Annotated in this window: 10 protein-coding genes and 1 pseudogene; 3 read left to right on the top strand and 8 right to left on the bottom strand. The window is 63.4% G+C overall.

Going from position 1 to position 17,946, the window contains the following annotated elements; translation table 11 throughout:
* Positions 1-104 precede the first annotated feature (104 nt).
* Positions 105-1,700, top strand: a complete 1,596-nt coding sequence (locus ACYCVF_RS20870; protein WP_459599496.1) for an ABC transporter substrate-binding protein — start codon at positions 105-107, stop codon at positions 1,698-1,700.
* Between the two features lie 213 nt (positions 1,701-1,913).
* On the opposite strand, the gene ACYCVF_RS20865 is transcribed toward ACYCVF_RS20870, so the two are convergent.
* From ACYCVF_RS20865 to ACYCVF_RS20855, 3 genes and pseudogenes are all read right to left on the bottom strand, one after another.
* A complete protein-coding gene (locus tag ACYCVF_RS20865) occupies positions 1,914-4,145 on the bottom strand; it encodes a CHASE2 domain-containing protein (RefSeq protein ID WP_459599494.1) in 2,232 nt (743 codons plus the stop codon).
* A 142-nt stretch (positions 4,146-4,287) separates the two neighbouring features.
* Positions 4,288-6,540 (bottom strand): VCBS domain-containing protein, encoded by a 2,253-nt coding sequence (locus ACYCVF_RS20860; protein ID WP_459612937.1) that lies wholly within the window; start codon positions 6,538-6,540, stop codon positions 4,288-4,290.
* Between the two features lie 6 nt (positions 6,541-6,546).
* Positions 6,547-9,153 (bottom strand): annotated as a pseudogene (locus ACYCVF_RS20855) (VCBS domain-containing protein); the annotation flags it as partial.
* A gap of 620 nt (positions 9,154-9,773) precedes the next feature.
* Between ACYCVF_RS20855 and ACYCVF_RS20850 the strand changes: the two are divergent.
* Positions 9,774-10,508: a transglutaminase-like cysteine peptidase gene (locus ACYCVF_RS20850; RefSeq protein ID WP_459599492.1), complete on the top strand. Its 735-nt coding sequence runs from the start codon at positions 9,774-9,776 to the stop codon at positions 10,506-10,508.
* A 167-nt stretch (positions 10,509-10,675) separates the two neighbouring features.
* The gene (locus ACYCVF_RS20845) at positions 10,676-11,791 is read left to right on the top strand and encodes a lysozyme inhibitor LprI family protein (RefSeq protein WP_459599490.1); all 1,116 of its coding nucleotides are present in this window, start codon (positions 10,676-10,678) and stop codon (positions 11,789-11,791) included.
* A gap of 237 nt (positions 11,792-12,028) precedes the next feature.
* On the opposite strand, the gene ACYCVF_RS20840 is transcribed toward ACYCVF_RS20845, so the two are convergent.
* From ACYCVF_RS20840 to ACYCVF_RS20820, 5 genes are all read right to left on the bottom strand, one after another.
* The gene (locus ACYCVF_RS20840) at positions 12,029-13,228 is read right to left on the bottom strand and encodes an ABC transporter substrate-binding protein (RefSeq protein ID WP_459599488.1); all 1,200 of its coding nucleotides are present in this window, start codon (positions 13,226-13,228) and stop codon (positions 12,029-12,031) included.
* 80 nt (positions 13,229-13,308) lie between these two features.
* Positions 13,309-15,147 carry an AMP-dependent synthetase/ligase gene (locus ACYCVF_RS20835; RefSeq protein WP_459599486.1) on the bottom strand — a complete coding sequence of 613 codons (1,839 nt, stop codon included), beginning with the start codon at positions 15,145-15,147 and terminating at the stop codon, positions 13,309-13,311.
* A gap of 94 nt (positions 15,148-15,241) precedes the next feature.
* Positions 15,242-16,030 carry an ABC transporter ATP-binding protein gene (locus ACYCVF_RS20830; RefSeq protein WP_459599484.1) on the bottom strand — a complete coding sequence of 263 codons (789 nt, stop codon included), beginning with the start codon at positions 16,028-16,030 and terminating at the stop codon, positions 15,242-15,244.
* Positions 16,031-16,034: 4 nt separating this feature from the next.
* Positions 16,035-16,793: an ABC transporter ATP-binding protein gene (locus ACYCVF_RS20825; RefSeq protein WP_459599482.1), complete on the bottom strand. Its 759-nt coding sequence runs from the start codon at positions 16,791-16,793 to the stop codon at positions 16,035-16,037.
* A complete protein-coding gene (locus ACYCVF_RS20820) occupies positions 16,790-17,941 on the bottom strand; it encodes a branched-chain amino acid ABC transporter permease (protein ID WP_459599480.1) in 1,152 nt (383 codons plus the stop codon). Before ACYCVF_RS20820 ends, ACYCVF_RS20825 begins: the two co-directional genes overlap by 4 nt.
* Positions 17,942-17,946: the final 5 nt, after the last annotated feature.

The following is a 17,946-nucleotide window of genomic DNA, read 5'->3' as shown; positions in this document are numbered from 1 at the left end:
TACGACAAGTCCTTGTGATGACGCACCCGCGGCGGCATCACGCTGCCTATTCTGGCATCAAGATTGCAGGTTCGACCCCGATGTCTCCTGGGAGCTTTGGGCCAATGCGTACTCGACTGTCGACCTGTCTCGCCGTGCTTGCGCTGGCGCTTTCCGCAATCTCGGCGCGCGCCGAAACCGTGGTGCGCTACGGCATCTCGATGGCGGATATCCCGCTGACAACCGGCCAGCCCGATCGCGGCGCCGGCGCGTATCAATTCACGGCCTACACGATCTACGATCCGCTCGTGGCCTGGGAGATGGACGTCGCCGATCGGCCCGGCAAGCTGGTGCCGGGCCTCGCCACCGAATGGAAGGTGGATGACGCCGACAAGACGAAGTGGCGCTTCACCCTTCGCAAGGGCGTGAAGTTTCATGACGGCAGTGAATTCAACGCCGACGCGGTGATCTGGAACCTGGACAAGGTGCTCAACGACAAGGCGCCGCAGTTCGACAAGCGGCAGAGCGCGCAGGTGAAGACGCGCCTTCCTTCCGTCGCGAACTACGCCAAGATCGACGACTCCACCGTGGAGATCACCACCAAGACGGTCGATTCCTTCTTCCCGTATCAGATGCTGTGGTTCCTGGTGTCGAGCCCGGCGCAATATGACAAGCTCGGCAAGGACTGGGACAAGTTCGCCAGCCAGCCCTCGGGCACCGGCCCCTTCAAGTTGACCAAACTGGTGCCGCGCGAGCTCGCCGAGCTGACCAAGAACCCTGACTACTGGAACAAGAAGCGGATTCCAAAGGCCGACAAGATCGTGCTGGTGCCGATGCCGGAAGCGCTGACGCGCACCAACGCGCTGCTCGCGGGGCAAGTGGACCTGATCGAGACGCCGGCGCCTGACGCGGTGCCGCAGCTGAAGGCGGCCGGCATGAAGCTCGTCGATAACGTCACGCCGCATGTCTGGAATTACCATCTGAGCGTGCTGCCGGGTTCGCCCTGGACCGACATCCGCCTGCGCAAGGCGCTGAACCTTGCGGTCGACCGCGAGGCGGTGGTCGGACTGATGAACGGTCTGGCCAAGCCGGCCAAGGGCCAGGTCGACCCGTCGAGCCCGTGGTTCGGCAAGCCGAGCTTCGAATTGAAGTATGATCTTGCCGCCGCGAAAAAGCTGGTCGAGGAGGCCGGCTACTCCAAGGCGAAGCCGCTCAAGACCACCTTCATCATTGCGCAAGGCGGCACCGGCCAGATGCTGTCGCTGCCGATGAACGAGTTCCTGCAGCAGAGCTTCAAGGAGATCGGCATCGACATCGACTTCAAGGTCGTCGAGCTCGAGACGCTCTATACGCATTGGCGAAAGGGCGCGGCCGACGAGATGAACGCCGGCATCACCGCCAACAACATCGCCTATGTCACCTCTGACCCGCTCTACGCCATCGTCCGCTTCTTCCATTCCGGGCAAATCGCACCTGTCGGCGTCAACTGGGGCGGCTACAAGAACCCCAAGGTCGACGCGCTGATCGACGAGGCCAAGCAGACCTTCGACAGCGCCAAGCAGGACGCATTGCTGGCCCAGGCGCACGCGCTGATCGTGGACGATGCGACGCTGGTCTGGGTGGTCCACGACACCAACCCGCACGCGCTGTCACCGAAGATCAAGCAGTTCGTCCAGGCGCAGCACTGGTTCCAGGATCTGACGACGATCGGGATGGAGTGAGGGCGACCTTAGCACTTGCCTTCAATAAGCGCGGTCGCCCAGGCATTCGCTGGGACAACCGCCCGTAATCATTGCGCGCAAATGCCTCAACAGGCTCGTCATTGCGAGCGTAGCGAAGCAATCCAGAATCTTTCCGCAGAGGCAGTCTGGATTGCTTCGCTACGCTCGCAATGACGGAGTGTGGGCAAACAGCGGAAGACCACACTTGCGCCGCTACTTCGTCAGAAGCGCATATGCCCCGGTCCAGCCCTCGGGCGGCGGATTGATCTGGAAATCCTTGATTCGTACCTCGTAGAGCCTGAACAGCTTCTCCAGCGTGTCGGCATCTTCGCTGCGGCGGCCGCGCTCGATGGCGTCGAGTGCGCCCTGCCAGTCGCGGCCGCGGTAGCAGCCGAGCATCTCGATGGTGACGTTGCGCAGGCGCTGGAACGCGCCGGAATGCATCACGTCTTCACGACCCGCGATGGCGTAGATGACTTCCGGCTCGGTCTTGCCCTTGACCATGATGAAGTCGAGCTCGAGGATCGCGAACTTGTCCTTGACCGCGAGTGCCGTCTTCGAGCCGACGATGATCGGGAAGCCGTATTCCTTCGACTGGCCCTCGAGGCGCGAGGCCAGGTTCACGCTGTCGCCGAGCACCGAATAGTTCTTCTTCAGGTCGGACCCCATGTTGCCGACGACGCCGATACCGGTGTTGAGACCGATGCCGACGTTGAGCGGGATGTAGACGTGGCCGCCTTCGGCCGCTTCCTGCTCGCGCTCCTTGTTGACCGCGTCGATCTGCTCCAGCATCTGGATCGCGGCCTCGCAGGCGTTGACCTCGTGCTCGGCATCGTCGAGCGGCGCGTTCCAGAACGCCATGATGGCGTCGCCCATGTACTTGTCGATATAGCCCTTGCGCTCGATGATCACGTCGGTGAGCGGGGTCAGGAAGCGGTTCATCAGCGCGATCAGCCCTTGCGGATCGTGCTTGTAGGTCTCGGAGATCGTGGTGAAGCCGCGCACGTCGGAGAACATGATGGTCATCTCGCGCTCCTCGCCGCCGAGCACCAGCTTTTCCGGCGATTGAGCCAGTTGCTCGACCAGCACCGGCGACATGTATTGCGCGAACTGCCCGCGGATCTGCACGCGCTGACGCTGCTCGCGCACGAAGCTGGCGAAGATCAGGGTCAGATAGATCGCCGTGGTCGAGAGCAGCGGATAGGTGAAATCGATGAGGTAGCGGTACTGCGCGTAGAAGAACCAGGATACGCCGACCAGGATGGCCGCGAAGGTCGCGCCCGCGAGCACGAGGCGCACCGGACCGAGATTCGGCGTGAAGATGATGACGAGCAGGCCGATGATGAGCGCGGCGATCAGTTCGACACCGAGTGCGTAGTTCGGCTGGGAGATCACCGCGCCGCTCAGCAGGCTCTCGAGTACCTGGGCATGGATCTCGACCCCAGGCATGGTCGAGGACACCGGCGTGGTCTTGATGTCATTGAGCCCGACTGCGGAGGTGCCGACCAGCACCAGCTTGCCGGCGAGCTTGGCAGGCGGCACGGTATTGTCGAGGACGTCGGCCGCCGAGACGTAGATCGAAGGGTCCTGGCGCGCATAATGAACCCAGAGCTGACCGTTCTTGTCGGTCGGAATCTCGACGCCCTTGAGGCGAACGGCCCGCACGCCGGTCTTGTCGGTCCGGATCAGCAGCGTCGGCGTGCCCGTGGCGACGCGCAGGATCTCGAGGCTGAGCGAGGGCATGATGTGGCCCTGGGCGCGCATCACCATCGGCACGCGGCGGATCAAGCCGTCGCGCTCGGTCTTGATGGTGAACAGGCCACGGCCGGCCGCGACCATCTCGATGACCGGCACGTTGCGGAGCAGGCCGGGGAATTCGAACAGGAAACGTTCAGCGCCCTCCTCACCGACCGTCGCGACGCCGGTGAACGGCAGCGACTTGTCGAGCTCGGATGAGATCGCCCGCTGTCCTGTCTCCCCCAGCACCACGCGCGAGCGCTTGATCGCCTCGGAGAGGATCTGGTCGTTGGTCGGCAACTCGCGCAGCTTGGCGCGGGTGGCATCGTCGAGAGAGCGCATCTGGCTCGCGACCAGATCCGGGTTGAGCCGGTCGGGCTCCGAAAACACCACGTCGAAGCCGATCGCCACCACGCCGTTGCTGGTGAGGTTCTGGATCATGTCGGCGATCCGCGTGCGCGGCCACGGCCACTGGCCGAGCTTGGCGAGGCTCTTGTCGTCGATGTCGACGATGGTGACCGGCCGCGCCGTCTTGTGGCGCGGATCGATCAGCTGGAACATGTCGAAGGTACGCAGCCGCAATTCCTGGATCGGCGGTGGATCCCAGAGCCGGGCGCCGGCAAACAGAACCAGCAGCACGAGGCACATCAGCCGCGCAAGGCCGAGCTTCCGCGCAAACCACCGCCGCAGGATCTTGAGACGTTTCATTTCGACCGGACTTCCTGCCAACCGCTTCGGGTCTGATCCTGGGCTCCCGTGACGCGGACGGGCAACAGTTCGGCGACAGAGGATAGGGATTTTCTTTCCGCAATCACAGCGAAATGAAGATCCACCGGCCCGAGGGGGACGCCTAACTCACATGAAGGATGAAGTCGCCGGCGTGGAGACTGCCGGCAACGGTATTCTTCAGGAGGATCTTGTCGTTGCCATCGAGATTGAGGACGGTATCGGCGCCTTGCTGCTCCGCGAGCGCGGAGAGCTGCGTCCACGATGTGATGCTGGTGAACTGCCGCAGGTCGATTTTGTCGAGCCCGACCTCGAAATCATTCAAGCTGTGCTCGACCGTAGGCTGCAACGACGTCGGCGCAAACACGAACTGATCCTTGGCCCCGCCGCCAATCAGCGTATCACTCGACTCAGTCGCGAAAATCACGTCCTTGCCACCGCTGCCTGTCAGGGTGATACCCTGGCCGCTCGCTCCCTCGGCGAAGATGAAGTTGACCGTGTCGTAGTGGCCGGCGGAGTCGGTCACGGTCAGCGTGATCTGGTCGGTTGCGGGCGGCTCCGCCTCCGGATCGGAGGAGGCGCCGATCGGATTGTAGGTGAGGCCGGTCTCGAATCCCAGGTTGATCTCCTCGAGCGTCCCTGACGTCGGATAGAGATCAACATGGCTGAGAACCGGGTGCGCGGTTGACAACGTGACGGTGAAGTCATCGGTCGCGGCGCCGACATCGCCGTCGGTGACCACGATATCGGTGATGATGTCAGTGTTGTTCTCGATGATGTGCTCGAGGCGGAAGCCCTCGGTGTTGATGACCGGACCGCCGGCGGGAGCAGTCACGCTGGTGTCGATAGTGGCGACCGCGTGCGAGACCGGCGTGGAGCCGCCGGCACCCGTGGCAGTGATGTCGATAATCGCAGCCGTCGACGCGTTGGTCGTAATGGGACCGGTATAAGTGTCGTCGAGCGCGTGAACGCCCAGCGGCTCGGGCGTCCCGGTGAATCCATCGGCCGGGACGAAGCGGATCAGCGTATCGGGGCTCAGCACCAGCGCCTGCGTGTCGCTAACCGATCCGATGGCGACCCATTGGTTCGTACCGGCCAGCGCGTACTGCCAGGTGCCCTGCGCAGCGGTGGCAGCGTCCGACGTCACGGCGATGGCCTTGAAGCCAGCGCCGGTGTCGACATCCTGGAACTTGTTCGCAAAGAGATCGGCGATCGCGGCTCCACACGGGTCGCTCTCGTTGCCGGCCACAGCGGCCAGCGTGGCGTTGTCGAGCGTCGGTGCGTCGTTGACACCGTTGATCGTGACCGTCACGTCCTGGGAGACCTGGGCGCCATGATCGTCCGTGAAGGTGACGGCGTAGACTTGGGTGATCGACTGGCCTTGCGCCAGCGACTGCAGCACCGGATTGCTGTTGTCGAGCGTGAAATGCCAGCCCAGCGTCGCGCCGTTATTGGTGTCGGTGCTGAGCTCGGCAACTGCGCAGTCGATCGTGAAGGTGCCGAGCGGCGTGCCCGTGGCAAAACCCGGAAGCTGAACACTTGACGTGGACGATTTGAGCACGGCTTCCGCCGTGTGGGTATCGATCAGATCGGGATCCTGAATCGCCAGCGTACCGTCGATCGACAACGTCGCACCGGCATCCTCGGTCACCGCTCCAGCGGCATCCGCGGCGCTGCTCGTGATCGTCGGCGCGTCGTTGGCGCCGTTGATCGTGACGGTCACGTCCTGCGATACGTGGGCACCGTGATCGTCGGTGAAGGTAACGGTGTAGACCTGGGTGATGGTCTGGCCTTGCGCCAGCGACTGCAGCACCGCATTGCTGTTGTCGAGGCTGAAGTGCCAGCCCAGCGTCGCATTGCTATTGGTATCGGTGCTGGATTCGAACACAGACGGATCGATTGTGAAAGTGCCGATGTTCGCGTTGGCGCCGAACCCCGGCAGAGCCGAGCTGACGGACGACGACTTGAACACCGCCTGCGCGGTATGGGTGTCGATCAGGTCGAAATCCTGGATTTCAAGGGTGCCACCGATCGACAGCGTCGCATCCTCGGTCACGGCTCCGGCGGCGGCCGCGGCACCACTGGTGATCGTCGGCGCGTCGTTGACGCCATTGATCGTGACCGTGACGTCCTGCGTGACCGTCGCGTCGTGATTGTCCCTGAAGGTGACGGTGTAGACCTGGGTGATGGACTGGCCCTGCGCCAGCGATTGCAGCACCGCGTTGTTGTTGTCGAGCGTAAAGTGCCAGCCCAGCGTAGCGCCGTTGTTGGTGTCCGTGTTGGATTCCAGCATCGAAGGATCGATTGTGAAGGTGCCGATGTTCGCGTTGGCGCCGAACCCCGGCAGAGCCGAGTTGACGGACGACGAGGTGAACACCGCATCCACCGTATGAACGTCGATCAGGTCCAGATCCTGAATCGCCAGCGTGCCGCGGATCGAGAGTGTCAGGCCCGCGTCCTCGGTGACACAGCCCTTCGCCGCGTCTTCATCGCTGGTGATGGTCGGGGCATCGTTGGTCCCCGTGATGGTGATCGTGACGTCCTTGGTGACCGTCCCCCCGTGATGGTCGTCGACCGTAACGGTGTAGACCTGCGTGATGGTCTGGCCCATGGCCAGGGACTGGAGCACCGGATCGCTGTTGTCGAGCGTAAACGTCCAGCCGACCGACCCTCGCGAGCTGGCGCCGGGACTCTCGATGACCGACGTCAGCGCGAACGTGCCGATATGCGAGGTGCCATTGTTGAATCCGGGCAGATGCGTGCTCGACGTCGTCGACTTCAGGACGAAGCTCGCACTGTGCGTGTCCGTGAGATCGGGATCGTTGAAGGTGATGGTACCATTCGCCGCGAGCGTGGCCGCCGCATCCTCAGTCACCGTGCCCGTCGTGTCCGTGTCGTCTTCGACGATCATTGGCACGTCGTTGGTGCCCTCGACATTGACGTCCGCGCCGTCGATGGACACCGTGAGCGGCGTGCTGACGACACCGCCGTGCCCGTCATCGACCTGCACCACGTAGTTGAGGATCAGCTTCTCGTCCTCGGCAAGGAAGTCGAACAAGTGGTCGGGAACGCTGTAGGTCCAGGTGGCCGTTCCGTTGTTGCCGTTTCCAGCGCCTTGAACGACGGTCAGCGGCACCTTGACGGCGGAGATCGCCGCGAGCTGCTCGGGCGTCAACGTCGCGGTGATGTCGTTGCCTTCCGCATCGAGATATCTGAACGGCTGGGTGGACGAGAGCTCCGCGCTCACGATCGGCCGGTCCGTCAGATCGGCGTCGGTGAAGGTGACCGTGCCAGTGATGATGTCCAGAGCATCGTTGCCGGTCCCGACCTGCTCGATGACGGTGCCGCCCGATGTCGCGACGGTGGGCTTGTCGTTCGTTCCGGTGATGGTGATGGTGATCGGGACGAATCTTGACTCGGGGCTCACCGAGAAATTGGTGTCGACGCGGACCATGTAGGTCAGCGTCACGGTTTCGCCGGCCGCGAGGAAGTCGAAGACCTTGTCGGGGATCGTGTAGGTCCACACCGCCGAGCCGTTGTTCTCGTTGGCGGGATCGGCAACGACGCCGATCTGGATCTGCGTCGCGGCGATGCTCTGCTTCTGAAGCGCGGTGAGCGAGCCGGTGACGTCCTGCTGTCCCGCGTTCTTGTAGACGTAGTTCGGCGCCTCGGCGAGGCTCACGCTTACCGACGGCCGGTCGCCGAGGTTTTGATCGACGAATCTGATCAGGCCCGAAATCGTATCGGCCTGCGTGTCGCCGGTGGTGTCCGCGCGTTCTGTCAATCCGAACGCCGTCCTCACATTGCCGCCGAGGTCGAAGCTTTGCACAATCGGCTGGCCGGGAATACGGCCGACGGAGGTCGGGGAATTGCCGGGCCCCTCGGATGCCGGCGGGTTGAGGTTCACGAAGGTCGGGGTGGCAGAGTAACCCGACGCCGTCTTGAAGATCAGGCCTTCGCCGAACGGCGTGATGGTGTCGGTGAAATTCGTGGTCAGCTTGGTGTTGGTGTTGTTGTCGGTGAACTTCAGCGTGAACACGTCCGTGATCAGCTTCTGCACTTCCGGCGACATCAGCGCATTGGTGATCGAGACGTTGCCGCCGCTGATCTGGATCATCTGGCCGGCCTGGTTGACCGTCGCGATCGGCAGCAGCGTGATCTTGTCGAACAGGATGTAGGAGCCGGTCGTGCCGTTCGGCTCGACCAGCACCTGGAAGTTCGCCTGCGGCTGCGGATCGCCGCCGCCGGCGGGAATGACGAAGTTGATCTGGGTCAGCACCGCCGTGCCGCGAATACCCATGGTCGCGACCGGCGTGTCGACCTTCATATCGCCGTGCTTGGCGGTCTCGCCGGCGACGAAGGTGATGGTGCCCGCAATCAGGCTGAGCAGCGAGGAGTTGTTCGACCCATTGGGGTCGTAGACCATCTCGTTCAGCACCATCCGGGCATTGGAGGACAGGCCGAACACGGTGCCGTCGATGAAGGTGATGCCGAGCGTCGAATCGGAGCCGGTCGAGACCACGTCGCCCTTCTCGACATTGTCGCCGTTGTTCAGGATGACGGACACGCCGTTGCGGATCGCGGTCGCGCTGCCGGAGAGCTTCGTGACGTGACCGATGACCTGGGCCGCAGCGACGCCGGGCGCAGCCTGCGCAACCTGAACGTGGCCGGTGAGCGCGTTGACGATGTCGCCAGTGAGGTGGGCGCCGTCGGGCGAGGCGATGGCGGCGCGCTTGTCCCCCCTGAAATAATCGTGAACCACGAACTCATGGCCTTCGTGAGACAGCACGAGATCGAGGCCGGCGCGCTTGAACTCGCCGTCGAAGATCAGGTTGGGGTCGGGAACAACGAACGCGCCATCAGGCACATGGCCGTGCCCCTTGGCGATGAAGGGCTTGGCTGTAAAGGAATCGGCGGGGGCATAGGCGGGCGAGCCGAAACCCTGGCCGTCCAAGAAGATCGCGGCGTCAAATTTGCCAGCGTAATTCAACCGGGCACCGTGAAAAGGGTTAAAATTTAAGTAAGTATCGACTGCCTAAGCTTGCTTAGCATTACCAAGTCCTTAGCGAAACCATCTATTGCTTGTGTGATTTCGGGTCACTTGGCCGCAAGAGCCTCCGCGGGGCGGCGCCTCCCCAGAGAAGGTGAAGTCATACTTGAAGCATTCTGAAGTCGAAGTCAGCTTAGATGTACGCATTTCCTGCCACCCCAAGTAATCCATCGTATAATTGGTCGAACAGATATTTGCGTCATCTTCCGTTCGTGATGCCCCGCAGCATCTTGCGGCAAACACGGAACTAAATCTGTGACCTAACTAACAGAACCCGCGAAATAGCGGATCGTTAGCCATGGGGCGCAGAATCGGCCGGCTCGCAACCTCTGCCTGCAAAGGTCTCCATTTCGCGGCAGCGAGACCGCTCCTAGCCCGCGAATCGTAAAATTTTACGCAATTTGGACAGGCCTGTTTCAGCTTGCCCTCCAGTTTCAGAACCCCTGCCGGGCGCGTTAAGCAGAACAAAACGGCCGAACTCGCACTATCTCCGCGAAGGCAACAAAGCCCGGCACGTCGGATCGAGGGGGATCTCGCGAAGCCTGGGAAGGGGATGTCAGATGGAGACCGCTGCTCGCTCGCGCGCCTGGCGCGCAATCCTTACCTTGTGCGGCTTGATCCTGCTCGGATCGGCCGCCGAGGTTCGCGCCGGGACGCTGCTGTCGCCGGGCGCCGGCGTCCTCGTACGCAAATCCGCCGAACCTTTCGGCGTGTTCGCCTTTGCCATCTCGTCCGGGGGACTCCAGCAGAAATGGTCCTCGCTGAAGAACAAGCTCGACGACGACATGGTGCAGCTCGCGCTGTGCGACGGCGACCGGGACAATTGCGCATCCCCTGCGGCCCTGAAGCTGCTCGCCATCGTCGACCAGGCTCGCGCCCGCGAGGGCCGCGCGCGCCTCGGCGAGACCAACCGCGCCATCAATCTCGCCATCCACGCCGCCAATGACGGTACCGACGACGTCTGGAGCGCGCCGCTTGCGACCTTCGCGCGCGGCGCCGGCGATTGCGAGGACTACGCCATCGCCAAGCTCGCCGCGCTGCGGCTGGCAGGCGTTGCTGCGGAAGACCTCCGCATCGTCGTGGTGCGCGACACGAGCGCCGGCGAGGAGCACGCGATTGCCGCTGCACGGCTCGACGGCCAATGGCTGATGCTCGACAATCGCCGCATGGCGATGGTCAAGGATGACGCGACCCGGACTTATCAGCCCCTGTTCGTGCTCTACCGGTCCGCGGTGATGAAGTATGTCGTCAACGAGCCGGTGCAGGTCCCGATGGCGGTCGCCGAGGCGCACTGATCACGCTGCGGCCTCGCTGTCCGGGTGGAGCGCAAGCGAGATCCTGGATTCTCGCCGTCAGCATCGGCGCTCCGTTCTATCCGGGCCAAGGGGCTGCCCCTCCAGAAACCCATTCCATCGCGCGATGCGGGACGCTAGCATGCCCCGGCTTTGCGGGGGCGACCGGGATGCGATTCATCGTGCTGTCCGTGCTTGCTCTGCTGGCATTGCCGGCGGCACCCGCGTGCGCGCAATCCGACCGCTCGATCGCCGACAGGCTGCCGCTGTTTGCCAAGAACAACTGCCAGAAGATTCGCGACCCCGCCAACCAATTGTTCTGCGGTGATGCCGGGCTTGCCGCCGCCGCCGAGAAACTGAGCATGGCGATCGAGGCGCGGCTCGCCCGCCTGCCCGATCGCCTGCCTGGGATCGAGGAGAATGCGATCTGGATCCGCCAGCGCAATCTCAGCTGCGGCATCGTCGGACAGACCGCGATCCGGGCCGACGAATTCGACCGGGTCAAGGCGTGCCTGTTCAAGGTCACCGAGGAGCGCGCCGCGATCGTGCGCGATCCGGATTTCGACTGCCTCGCCGCCAACACCGCAGCGGGCGCGCTGATCTGCGCGGACCCATCGCTGGCGGTTGCCGAAACCGAGCTCAACGGCCAGGTGCTGGCCCTGATCGGCAAGCTGGACCCGACCGCAGCCCGCTTTGCCTTTGCCGAATACGGAAGGTGGACGCGAGAGCGCGACCGCAAATGCAATCTGGTCGGCAAGGAGAACGTGCCGCTGCAAGAGCTGGAATCCGCAGAGGACTGCCTCGCCGATCAATTAAAGCGCAAGACCGATGAAATCCGCGCGGCCAAAGGCGACCCAAAGAAGGTGTTCGGCCGGCAGGTCGCGGCCCGCTCGCCCGACACCGACGCAGTCGATTTCTGCGCCGCGCGCATCCACGCCGCCAATTCCTGCGGCAACTTCCTGCGCATCAACCGCGTCTACGCGCTCGACAGCCAGGTGACCGAGCAGGAGGCGCAGGTCACGGGCGAGATCGAGATGGCCGTGCTGGCGCCCTTCACCATGTGCAGCAAGGTCGCCTCCGCCTGCACCGGCACCTGCTGGGACGCGAGGACGGGCCGTCCACAGCCGGGCGCCGGCAACAAGGAGCGCTCCGCAGAAGCCTTCAACGTCACGCGCCGCCTGAGGATCCAGCGGACTTTCGCTTTCGTCAAAGCCGCCGACGGCTGGCGCTGCCGGGAGGACGAGCTGGCCCCTGTGAATTCCGGCACGGCGGGCGAGGGCTCCTAGGCTCCCTTCTTGCTTCTCCCCTTGTGGGTGAAGGTGGCGCGAAGCTCCGGATCAGGAATTCTCACCATTCGCGAGACTTGAAGATAGATATCCTTCACCCGGCTCGCCGCTTTGCCATAGCCAAAGCGAGCATCAGCGTTCTGAGAACGGCGGCCGAAGACCGCCTATGCCACCCTCTCCCGCAAGGACCCGCAAGGGGAGAGGGTGCACCGTTCGTGCCGTGAGCGCCGCCCTTGATCAAAACATCAGATTGTCCTTCACCAGCACCCAGCGGCCGCCCTTGACCTGCTGCACCTGGGTGATGGTGTTGGCGAGGTGGTCGGTCTTGGAGAACTTGGTCGGCGGTGAGTTGAAGATGTCGAGGAACTTGTCGCCCGACTCAAGCGAATCGAGCATCTTCTGGCCCGTGAGCTCCTTGCCCGCCTTGTTCGCGTAGAACGCAAACGTCATCACCGCATTGTAGCCGATGATCGCCTGCGTGTTGGCGTCGGTGCCAAACATCTTCTTGTAGTTGACGAGCCAGTCCTTGACCTTGCCCTTGGCGGTGTCCTCGTAAGGAATCTCGAAGCCGCTCGCGGCGTAGAGGCCTTCGACGGCTTCCTTGCCGAGCATCGGCACCTCCATCACGTTGGTCGGCGTCGCTCCGAGGAAGGTGACGTCCCAGCCGAGCTTCTTGGCCTCGGTCATGGCGCCGATGGGCTCACGGAGGACCGCGCCGAGCACGACGAGATCGCAGCCGTCGGACTTCATCTTGGCGACTTGCGCGCTGAAATCGGACGCGCCGCGCTTGTAGCTCGTGACCGAGGCCGGCTGCACCTTCATGGCTGAGAGCTGCTGATTGAAGCCGTCGAGCACGTTCTTACCGTACTCGTCGTCCTGGTGCATGATGCAGGGCTTCTTGAATTGCTTCCACTCCATCATGTATTTCAGCGCCGCACGCGTGCTCTCGACATAGGGCAGCAGATTGTTGAACTTCAGCCGCTCCTGCGGCTTGGCCGGATCGAACTTGAAGGTGAACTCGGCCGCCGTTAGCGGGAACAGCTGAAGCACGCCGGCGTCGAGCAGGATGTCCTGCGCGGCGAGCACCGTCGGCGATCCCATCGGCCCCACCATCGCGAAGATCTTGTCGCGCTCGATCAGCTTCTGCGATGCCAGCACCGCCTTCTTCGGATCGTAGCCGCTATCCTCGATGACCAGCCGGATCTTGCGGCCGTGGATGCCGCCGCCTGCGTTGATCTCGTCGACCGCCATCTTCATGCCGTTGGAGACGGGCACGCCCCAGCCCTTGATCGGACCCGACAGGTCCTGATGGGTGCCGATGACGATCTCGGTTGCCGAGATGCCTTCGTTGGTGACCTTGGTTTGCGCTGCGGCCGGCAAACAGGTGAGGGCCACAGCGCCCACCGCAAGGCCGAACGTCCTGAACGATTTCGACATTGACGTCTCCTCTCCTCAAGGCCCGTGTTGTACGAAGGGCGGGGCCATGGCTCCTTCGCTTTCTCGAATTTGCAGGCGCCTCACGCCACCGCGCGCTCGCGATACATCGCCTCGATCTCGGCGGCGTAGCGTTTGTTCACGAAGCCGCGCTTCAGCTTCATGGTCGGCGTCAGTTCCTCGTCCTCGGGACTGAGCTGCCGCTCGATCAGGTAGAATCTCTTGATGGTCTCGACGCGGGCGAAGTTGGCATTGACCGCTTCGATCTCGCGCCAGATCAGGTCCTGGATCTCCGTCGCCCGGCACAGGCTGGCATAATTGGTGAACGGAATGTCGTGGTCCTGGGCGAACTTCTCCACATTCTCCTGGTCGATCATCACGAGGCAGGTGAGATACGGCCGCTTGTCGCCGATCACCACGGCATCCGAGATGTAGGGCGAGAACTTGAGCTGGTTCTCGATCTCGGAAGGCGTGATGTTCTTGCCGCCGGAGGTGATGATGATGTCCTTCATCCGGTCGGTGATCCGGACGAAGCCCTCATTGTCGATGGAGCCGACGTCGCCCGTATGTAGCCAGCCGCGGGCATCGATGGTCTCGGCGGTCTTCTCGGGCTGGTTCAGGTAGCCCATGAACAGGAAGTCGCCCTTGATCAGGATCTCCCCCTCGGGCGACAGCGCCACCTCGCCCCAGGGCACCGCGGTGCCGACCGAGCCGAGCTTGATTCTTTCCGCCGGCATCATGGTGGCGACGCCGCAATTCTCGGTCTGGCCGTAGACCTCGTGCATGTCGATGCCGAGCGCCAGATACCAGCGGATCAGCTCCGGTGCGATCGGCGCCGCCCCAGTGAAGGCGATGCGGCAGCGGTCGAGCCCAATCATGCGGCGGATGTTGCGGAACGCGACCTGGTAGGCGATGCGATTGGCGATGCGTAGCGACAGCGGCGGCACCCTGCCCTCGACCCTGCACTCGACCATGCGGTAGCCGACGGCGATGGCGCGGCGATAGACCCATTGCTGGAGCGGCGTCGCGTCCTTCAGCGCAATGGTGATGGCGGAATGGAACTTTTCCCAGACCCGCGGCACCGCCAGGAAGACGGTGGGCTGCACCTCCCGCAGATTGTCCGGCACGGTCTCCGTGCTCTCGGCAAAATTCATCACCGAGCCCAGCGCGACCGAGATGTAATAGCCTCCGATGCGCTCGGCGACGTGGCAGAGCGGAAGGAAGATCAGCCGGTCTTCGTTCTCTCGTGCCGGGATGAAGTCGTTGGCGTGCCGCATCTGGTGGGTGACGCTGCGGTTGGCGTGCATCGCGCCCTTGGGCGGGCCCGTCGTGCCGGACGTATAGACGAGGATTGCGAGATCGTCGGCGCCGCGGCTGTCGATCATCTCCTGCCACAGCGCTTCGCGGCCGACCATGTGGTTGCGGCCGAGCGCGCGAAGCTCGTCGATCGACATCACCATGTCGTCGGAGAAGCCGCTCAGGCCCTCCATGTCGAACACGATGATCTTCTGCAGGGATGGGCAGCGCGCACGGCAGGTGAGAATCTTGTCGAGCTGCTCCTCGTCCTCGGCGAAGATCACCTTGGTGCGGGAATCGTTGACGAGATACTCGACCTGGGACGAGGAATCGGTCGGATAGATTCCGGAGGAGACGCCGCCGGCGCACAGAATACCCATGTCGGCATGGACCCATTCCGGGACGGCGTTGGCGACGATGGAGGCGACGTCGCCAGGCATGAAGCCGATCGCGCGAAGCGCGTAGGCGATCTCCTTCGAGTTCTCCAGCCATTCACGCCAGCTCGTCGGCTGCCAGATGCCGAACTTCTTCTCGCGGATCGCCGGCCTGTCGCCCCGCGTCTCGGCGGCGCGCAAGAAGCTCTTCGCGATCGTATCAGCGACCGTCAGCACCGCCGGTCGGGCCATGCGTCTCTCCTCCTCCTCGTCGCCTGCCTCCGCTGCCTGCCTTGCCGGCGGTCTCTGTTGCGGATGGCAAGCTCATCTTACTGCCAGCTCGTCCTCACCGCCACGTCTTCTTCTTTTTCCAGCGCCGCTCGCCGCGCGCGCCCGCTTCCTTGGCGCCAAGGTAGAACTCCTGGATGTCCTGGGAATGCATCAAGCGGTCGCAGCTGTCGTTCATCACGATCCGGCCGATCTCGAGCACGTAGCCGTAATGGGCCGTCTCCAGCGCCACCTTGGCGTTCTGCTCGACCAAAAGGATCGACATCCCCTGCTCCTCGTTGACGCGGCGGATGATGGTGAAGATCTCCTTCACCAGCAGCGGCGACAGGCCGAGGGAAGGCTCGTCGAGCAGCAGCAGCGTCGGCCGGTTCATCAAGGCGCGCCCGATCGCGAGCATCTGCTGCTCGCCGCCGGAGAGCTGGCCGGCGGGCTGGTTGATCCGCTCCCTCAGGCGCGGGAAGTAGCCGTAGACGCGCTCCAGATCCTCCGCGACGCCGTCCCGATCCTTGCGCGGATAGGCGCCCATCATCAGGTTCTCGCGCACCGAGAGGAACGGGAACACCTCGCGCCCCTCCGGCACGTGGCTGAGGCCGAGCCGCACGATCCTGTCGGCTTCCATGCGCTGGATCGGCTTGCCCATGAACTCGATGGCGCCTTTCTGCGGATCGAGGATGCCCGAGATGGTCTTCAGCACCGTGGTCTTGCCGGCTCCGTTGGCCCCGAGCAGCGTGACGATGCGACCGCGCGGCACCTCCAGCGAGATGCCCCGAATCGCCATGATGGGCCCGTAGTAGCTCTCGATGTTCGAGAGCTTCAGGATGGTCTCGGGCGTCGCGGTCGCATCCATCGCTTCAAGCTCCCAGATACGCGGCGACGACGTCGGGATGCTGCTGCACTTCGGCGGGCGAACCCATCGCCAGCACCCGGCCGTAGTTCAGCGCGATGACGCGATCGGAGACGCGATTGACCAGCGACATGTCGTGTTCGACCATCAGTACGGTGATGCCGAGCTCGCTCCTCATGTCGCGGATCCAGAACGACATGTCGCCGGTCTCTTCGACATTGAGGCCGGAGGACGGCTCGTCGAGCAGGATCAGCTTCGGCTCCGAGCAAAGCGCGCGGGCAAGCTCGATCACCTTCCGCACGCCATAGGGCAGGCCCGAGATGAGCTTGTCGCGATAGGGCTCGAGATCGAGGAATTCGATGACCTGCTCGACCCGGCGACGGTGCACCTTCTCGTTGGCCCGCACGCTCGGCAAAAACAGCAGCTCCTGCCAGAGCTGGGTGGTGGAATGACGGTGGCGGCCGACCAGCAGGTTGGAGAGCACGGTCGCGTTCTCGAACAGCTCGATGTTCTGGAAGGTGCGGGCGATGCCGAGCTTGGCGATGTCGTAGGGCGGCTGTTCGGTGACGTCCTGGTCTTCGAAGAAGATGCGGCCCGAGGTCGGCCGGTAGATCCGCGAGATCAGGTTGAAGATCGAGCTCTTGCCGGCGCCGTTGGGGCCGATGATCGAGAGAATCTCGCCTTTCTCGACCGCGAACGAGACTGCATCGACGGCCTTGAGACCGCCGAAATGCAGCGACAGGTTCTCGGCGCGGAAATAGCTCATCGATTGCGCTCCGACTTCACGTAGATCTTCTGCCGCTTGAAGGTCGCGCGCTTGTAGAGCGGGAACAGCTGGAAGAAGAGCTTGATCTTCAGCCAGCGGCCATAGAGGCCGAGCGGCTCGAACAGCACGAACAAGACGATGATGATGCCGTAGATCGCGCCCTTCAGCCCGTTGAGCGAGGCGAAGGCAGCGACGGTCGATTGGATATTGGCAGCCGTCGCCGAGCCCGCCCCGAACGTTGCGGCAATGCCGGCGATGATGCCGGGCATGTCGTCCTTCAGATAGGTCAGGAAGGGATCGATCATCACGATGAAGATCGCGCCCAGGACCGCCCCATGCAGGCTGAAGGTGCCGCCGATCAGGATCACGATGATGAACTCGATCGAGAGCTGGAGCGTGAACATCTCCGGCGAGATGAAGGAGAGCTTGTGGGCGAACAGCACGCCGGCAAAGCCGGTGATCGCGGCCGAGATCGCGAACGACTTCACCTTGTAGAGCGCGACATTGACGCCCATGCTGCGCGCCGCCGTCTCGGAGTCGCGGATCGCGACGAAGGCCCGGCCGGTCGGCGAGCGCAGCAAATTGAGCGTGCCGACGATGGTCAGCACCAGCACGGCAAGACAGAGATAATAGAAGGTCGGGCTGTCGCGCGGCACCGCGACGCCGAGCAGCGACAGCGTCTTGACCCGCATGCCCTCATTGCCGTGGGTCACGCTCTCCCAGCGCGCCAGGATCTCCTCCACGATCAGGGCAAAGGAGATGGTGGCGATGACGAGATAGATGCCGGTCAGGCGCAGCGCGGGGAAGCCGACCATCGCGCCGATGATGCCGGTCAGGAGGCCGGCGGCGAGGAAGTAGACCGGGAACGGGACGTTGTATTTCTGCAGATAGGCCGCGGTATAGGCCCCGATCGCGAGGAACGCGGCGTGCCCGAGCGAAGCCTGGCCGGTGAAGCCGGTCAGGATCAAGAGCGCCACGCCGACGGTTGCATAGATGCAGACGAAGACGAGCTGGCTCATCAAGTAGCTGGACAGCACATGGGGTGCGATCAGCAGCACGGCGAGCAGGACGCCGTAGGTGACAATGTAGCCCGAATGCGGAAACAGCCTGATGTCGTCTTCATAATCGGTCTTGAACATGAAGCGCATGGCGT

The sequence above is a fragment of the Bradyrhizobium cedriense genome, assembly GCF_054602315.1.
This window is presented reverse-complemented; position numbering and strand designations above follow the sequence as displayed.

Coding starts and splice junctions, on each gene's coding strand:
- ACYCVF_RS20845 (WP_459599490.1), top strand. CDS start 10,676: ATGCGATTCATCGTGCTGTCCGTGCTTGCTCTGCTGGCATTGCCGGCG.
- ACYCVF_RS20840 (WP_459599488.1), bottom strand. CDS start 13,228: ATGTCGAAATCGTTCAGGACGTTCGGCCTTGCGGTGGGCGCTGTGGCC.
- ACYCVF_RS20825 (WP_459599482.1), bottom strand. CDS start 16,793: ATGAGCTATTTCCGCGCCGAGAACCTGTCGCTGCATTTCGGCGGTCTC.
- ACYCVF_RS20870 (WP_459599496.1), top strand. CDS start 105: ATGCGTACTCGACTGTCGACCTGTCTCGCCGTGCTTGCGCTGGCGCTT.
- ACYCVF_RS20830 (WP_459599484.1), bottom strand. CDS start 16,030: ATGGATGCGACCGCGACGCCCGAGACCATCCTGAAGCTCTCGAACATC.
- ACYCVF_RS20835 (WP_459599486.1), bottom strand. CDS start 15,147: ATGGCCCGACCGGCGGTGCTGACGGTCGCTGATACGATCGCGAAGAGC.
- ACYCVF_RS20865 (WP_459599494.1), bottom strand. CDS start 4,145: ATGAAACGTCTCAAGATCCTGCGGCGGTGGTTTGCGCGGAAGCTCGGC.
- ACYCVF_RS20850 (WP_459599492.1), top strand. CDS start 9,774: ATGGAGACCGCTGCTCGCTCGCGCGCCTGGCGCGCAATCCTTACCTTG.
- ACYCVF_RS20820 (WP_459599480.1), bottom strand. CDS start 17,941: ATGCGCTTCATGTTCAAGACCGATTATGAAGACGACATCAGGCTGTTT.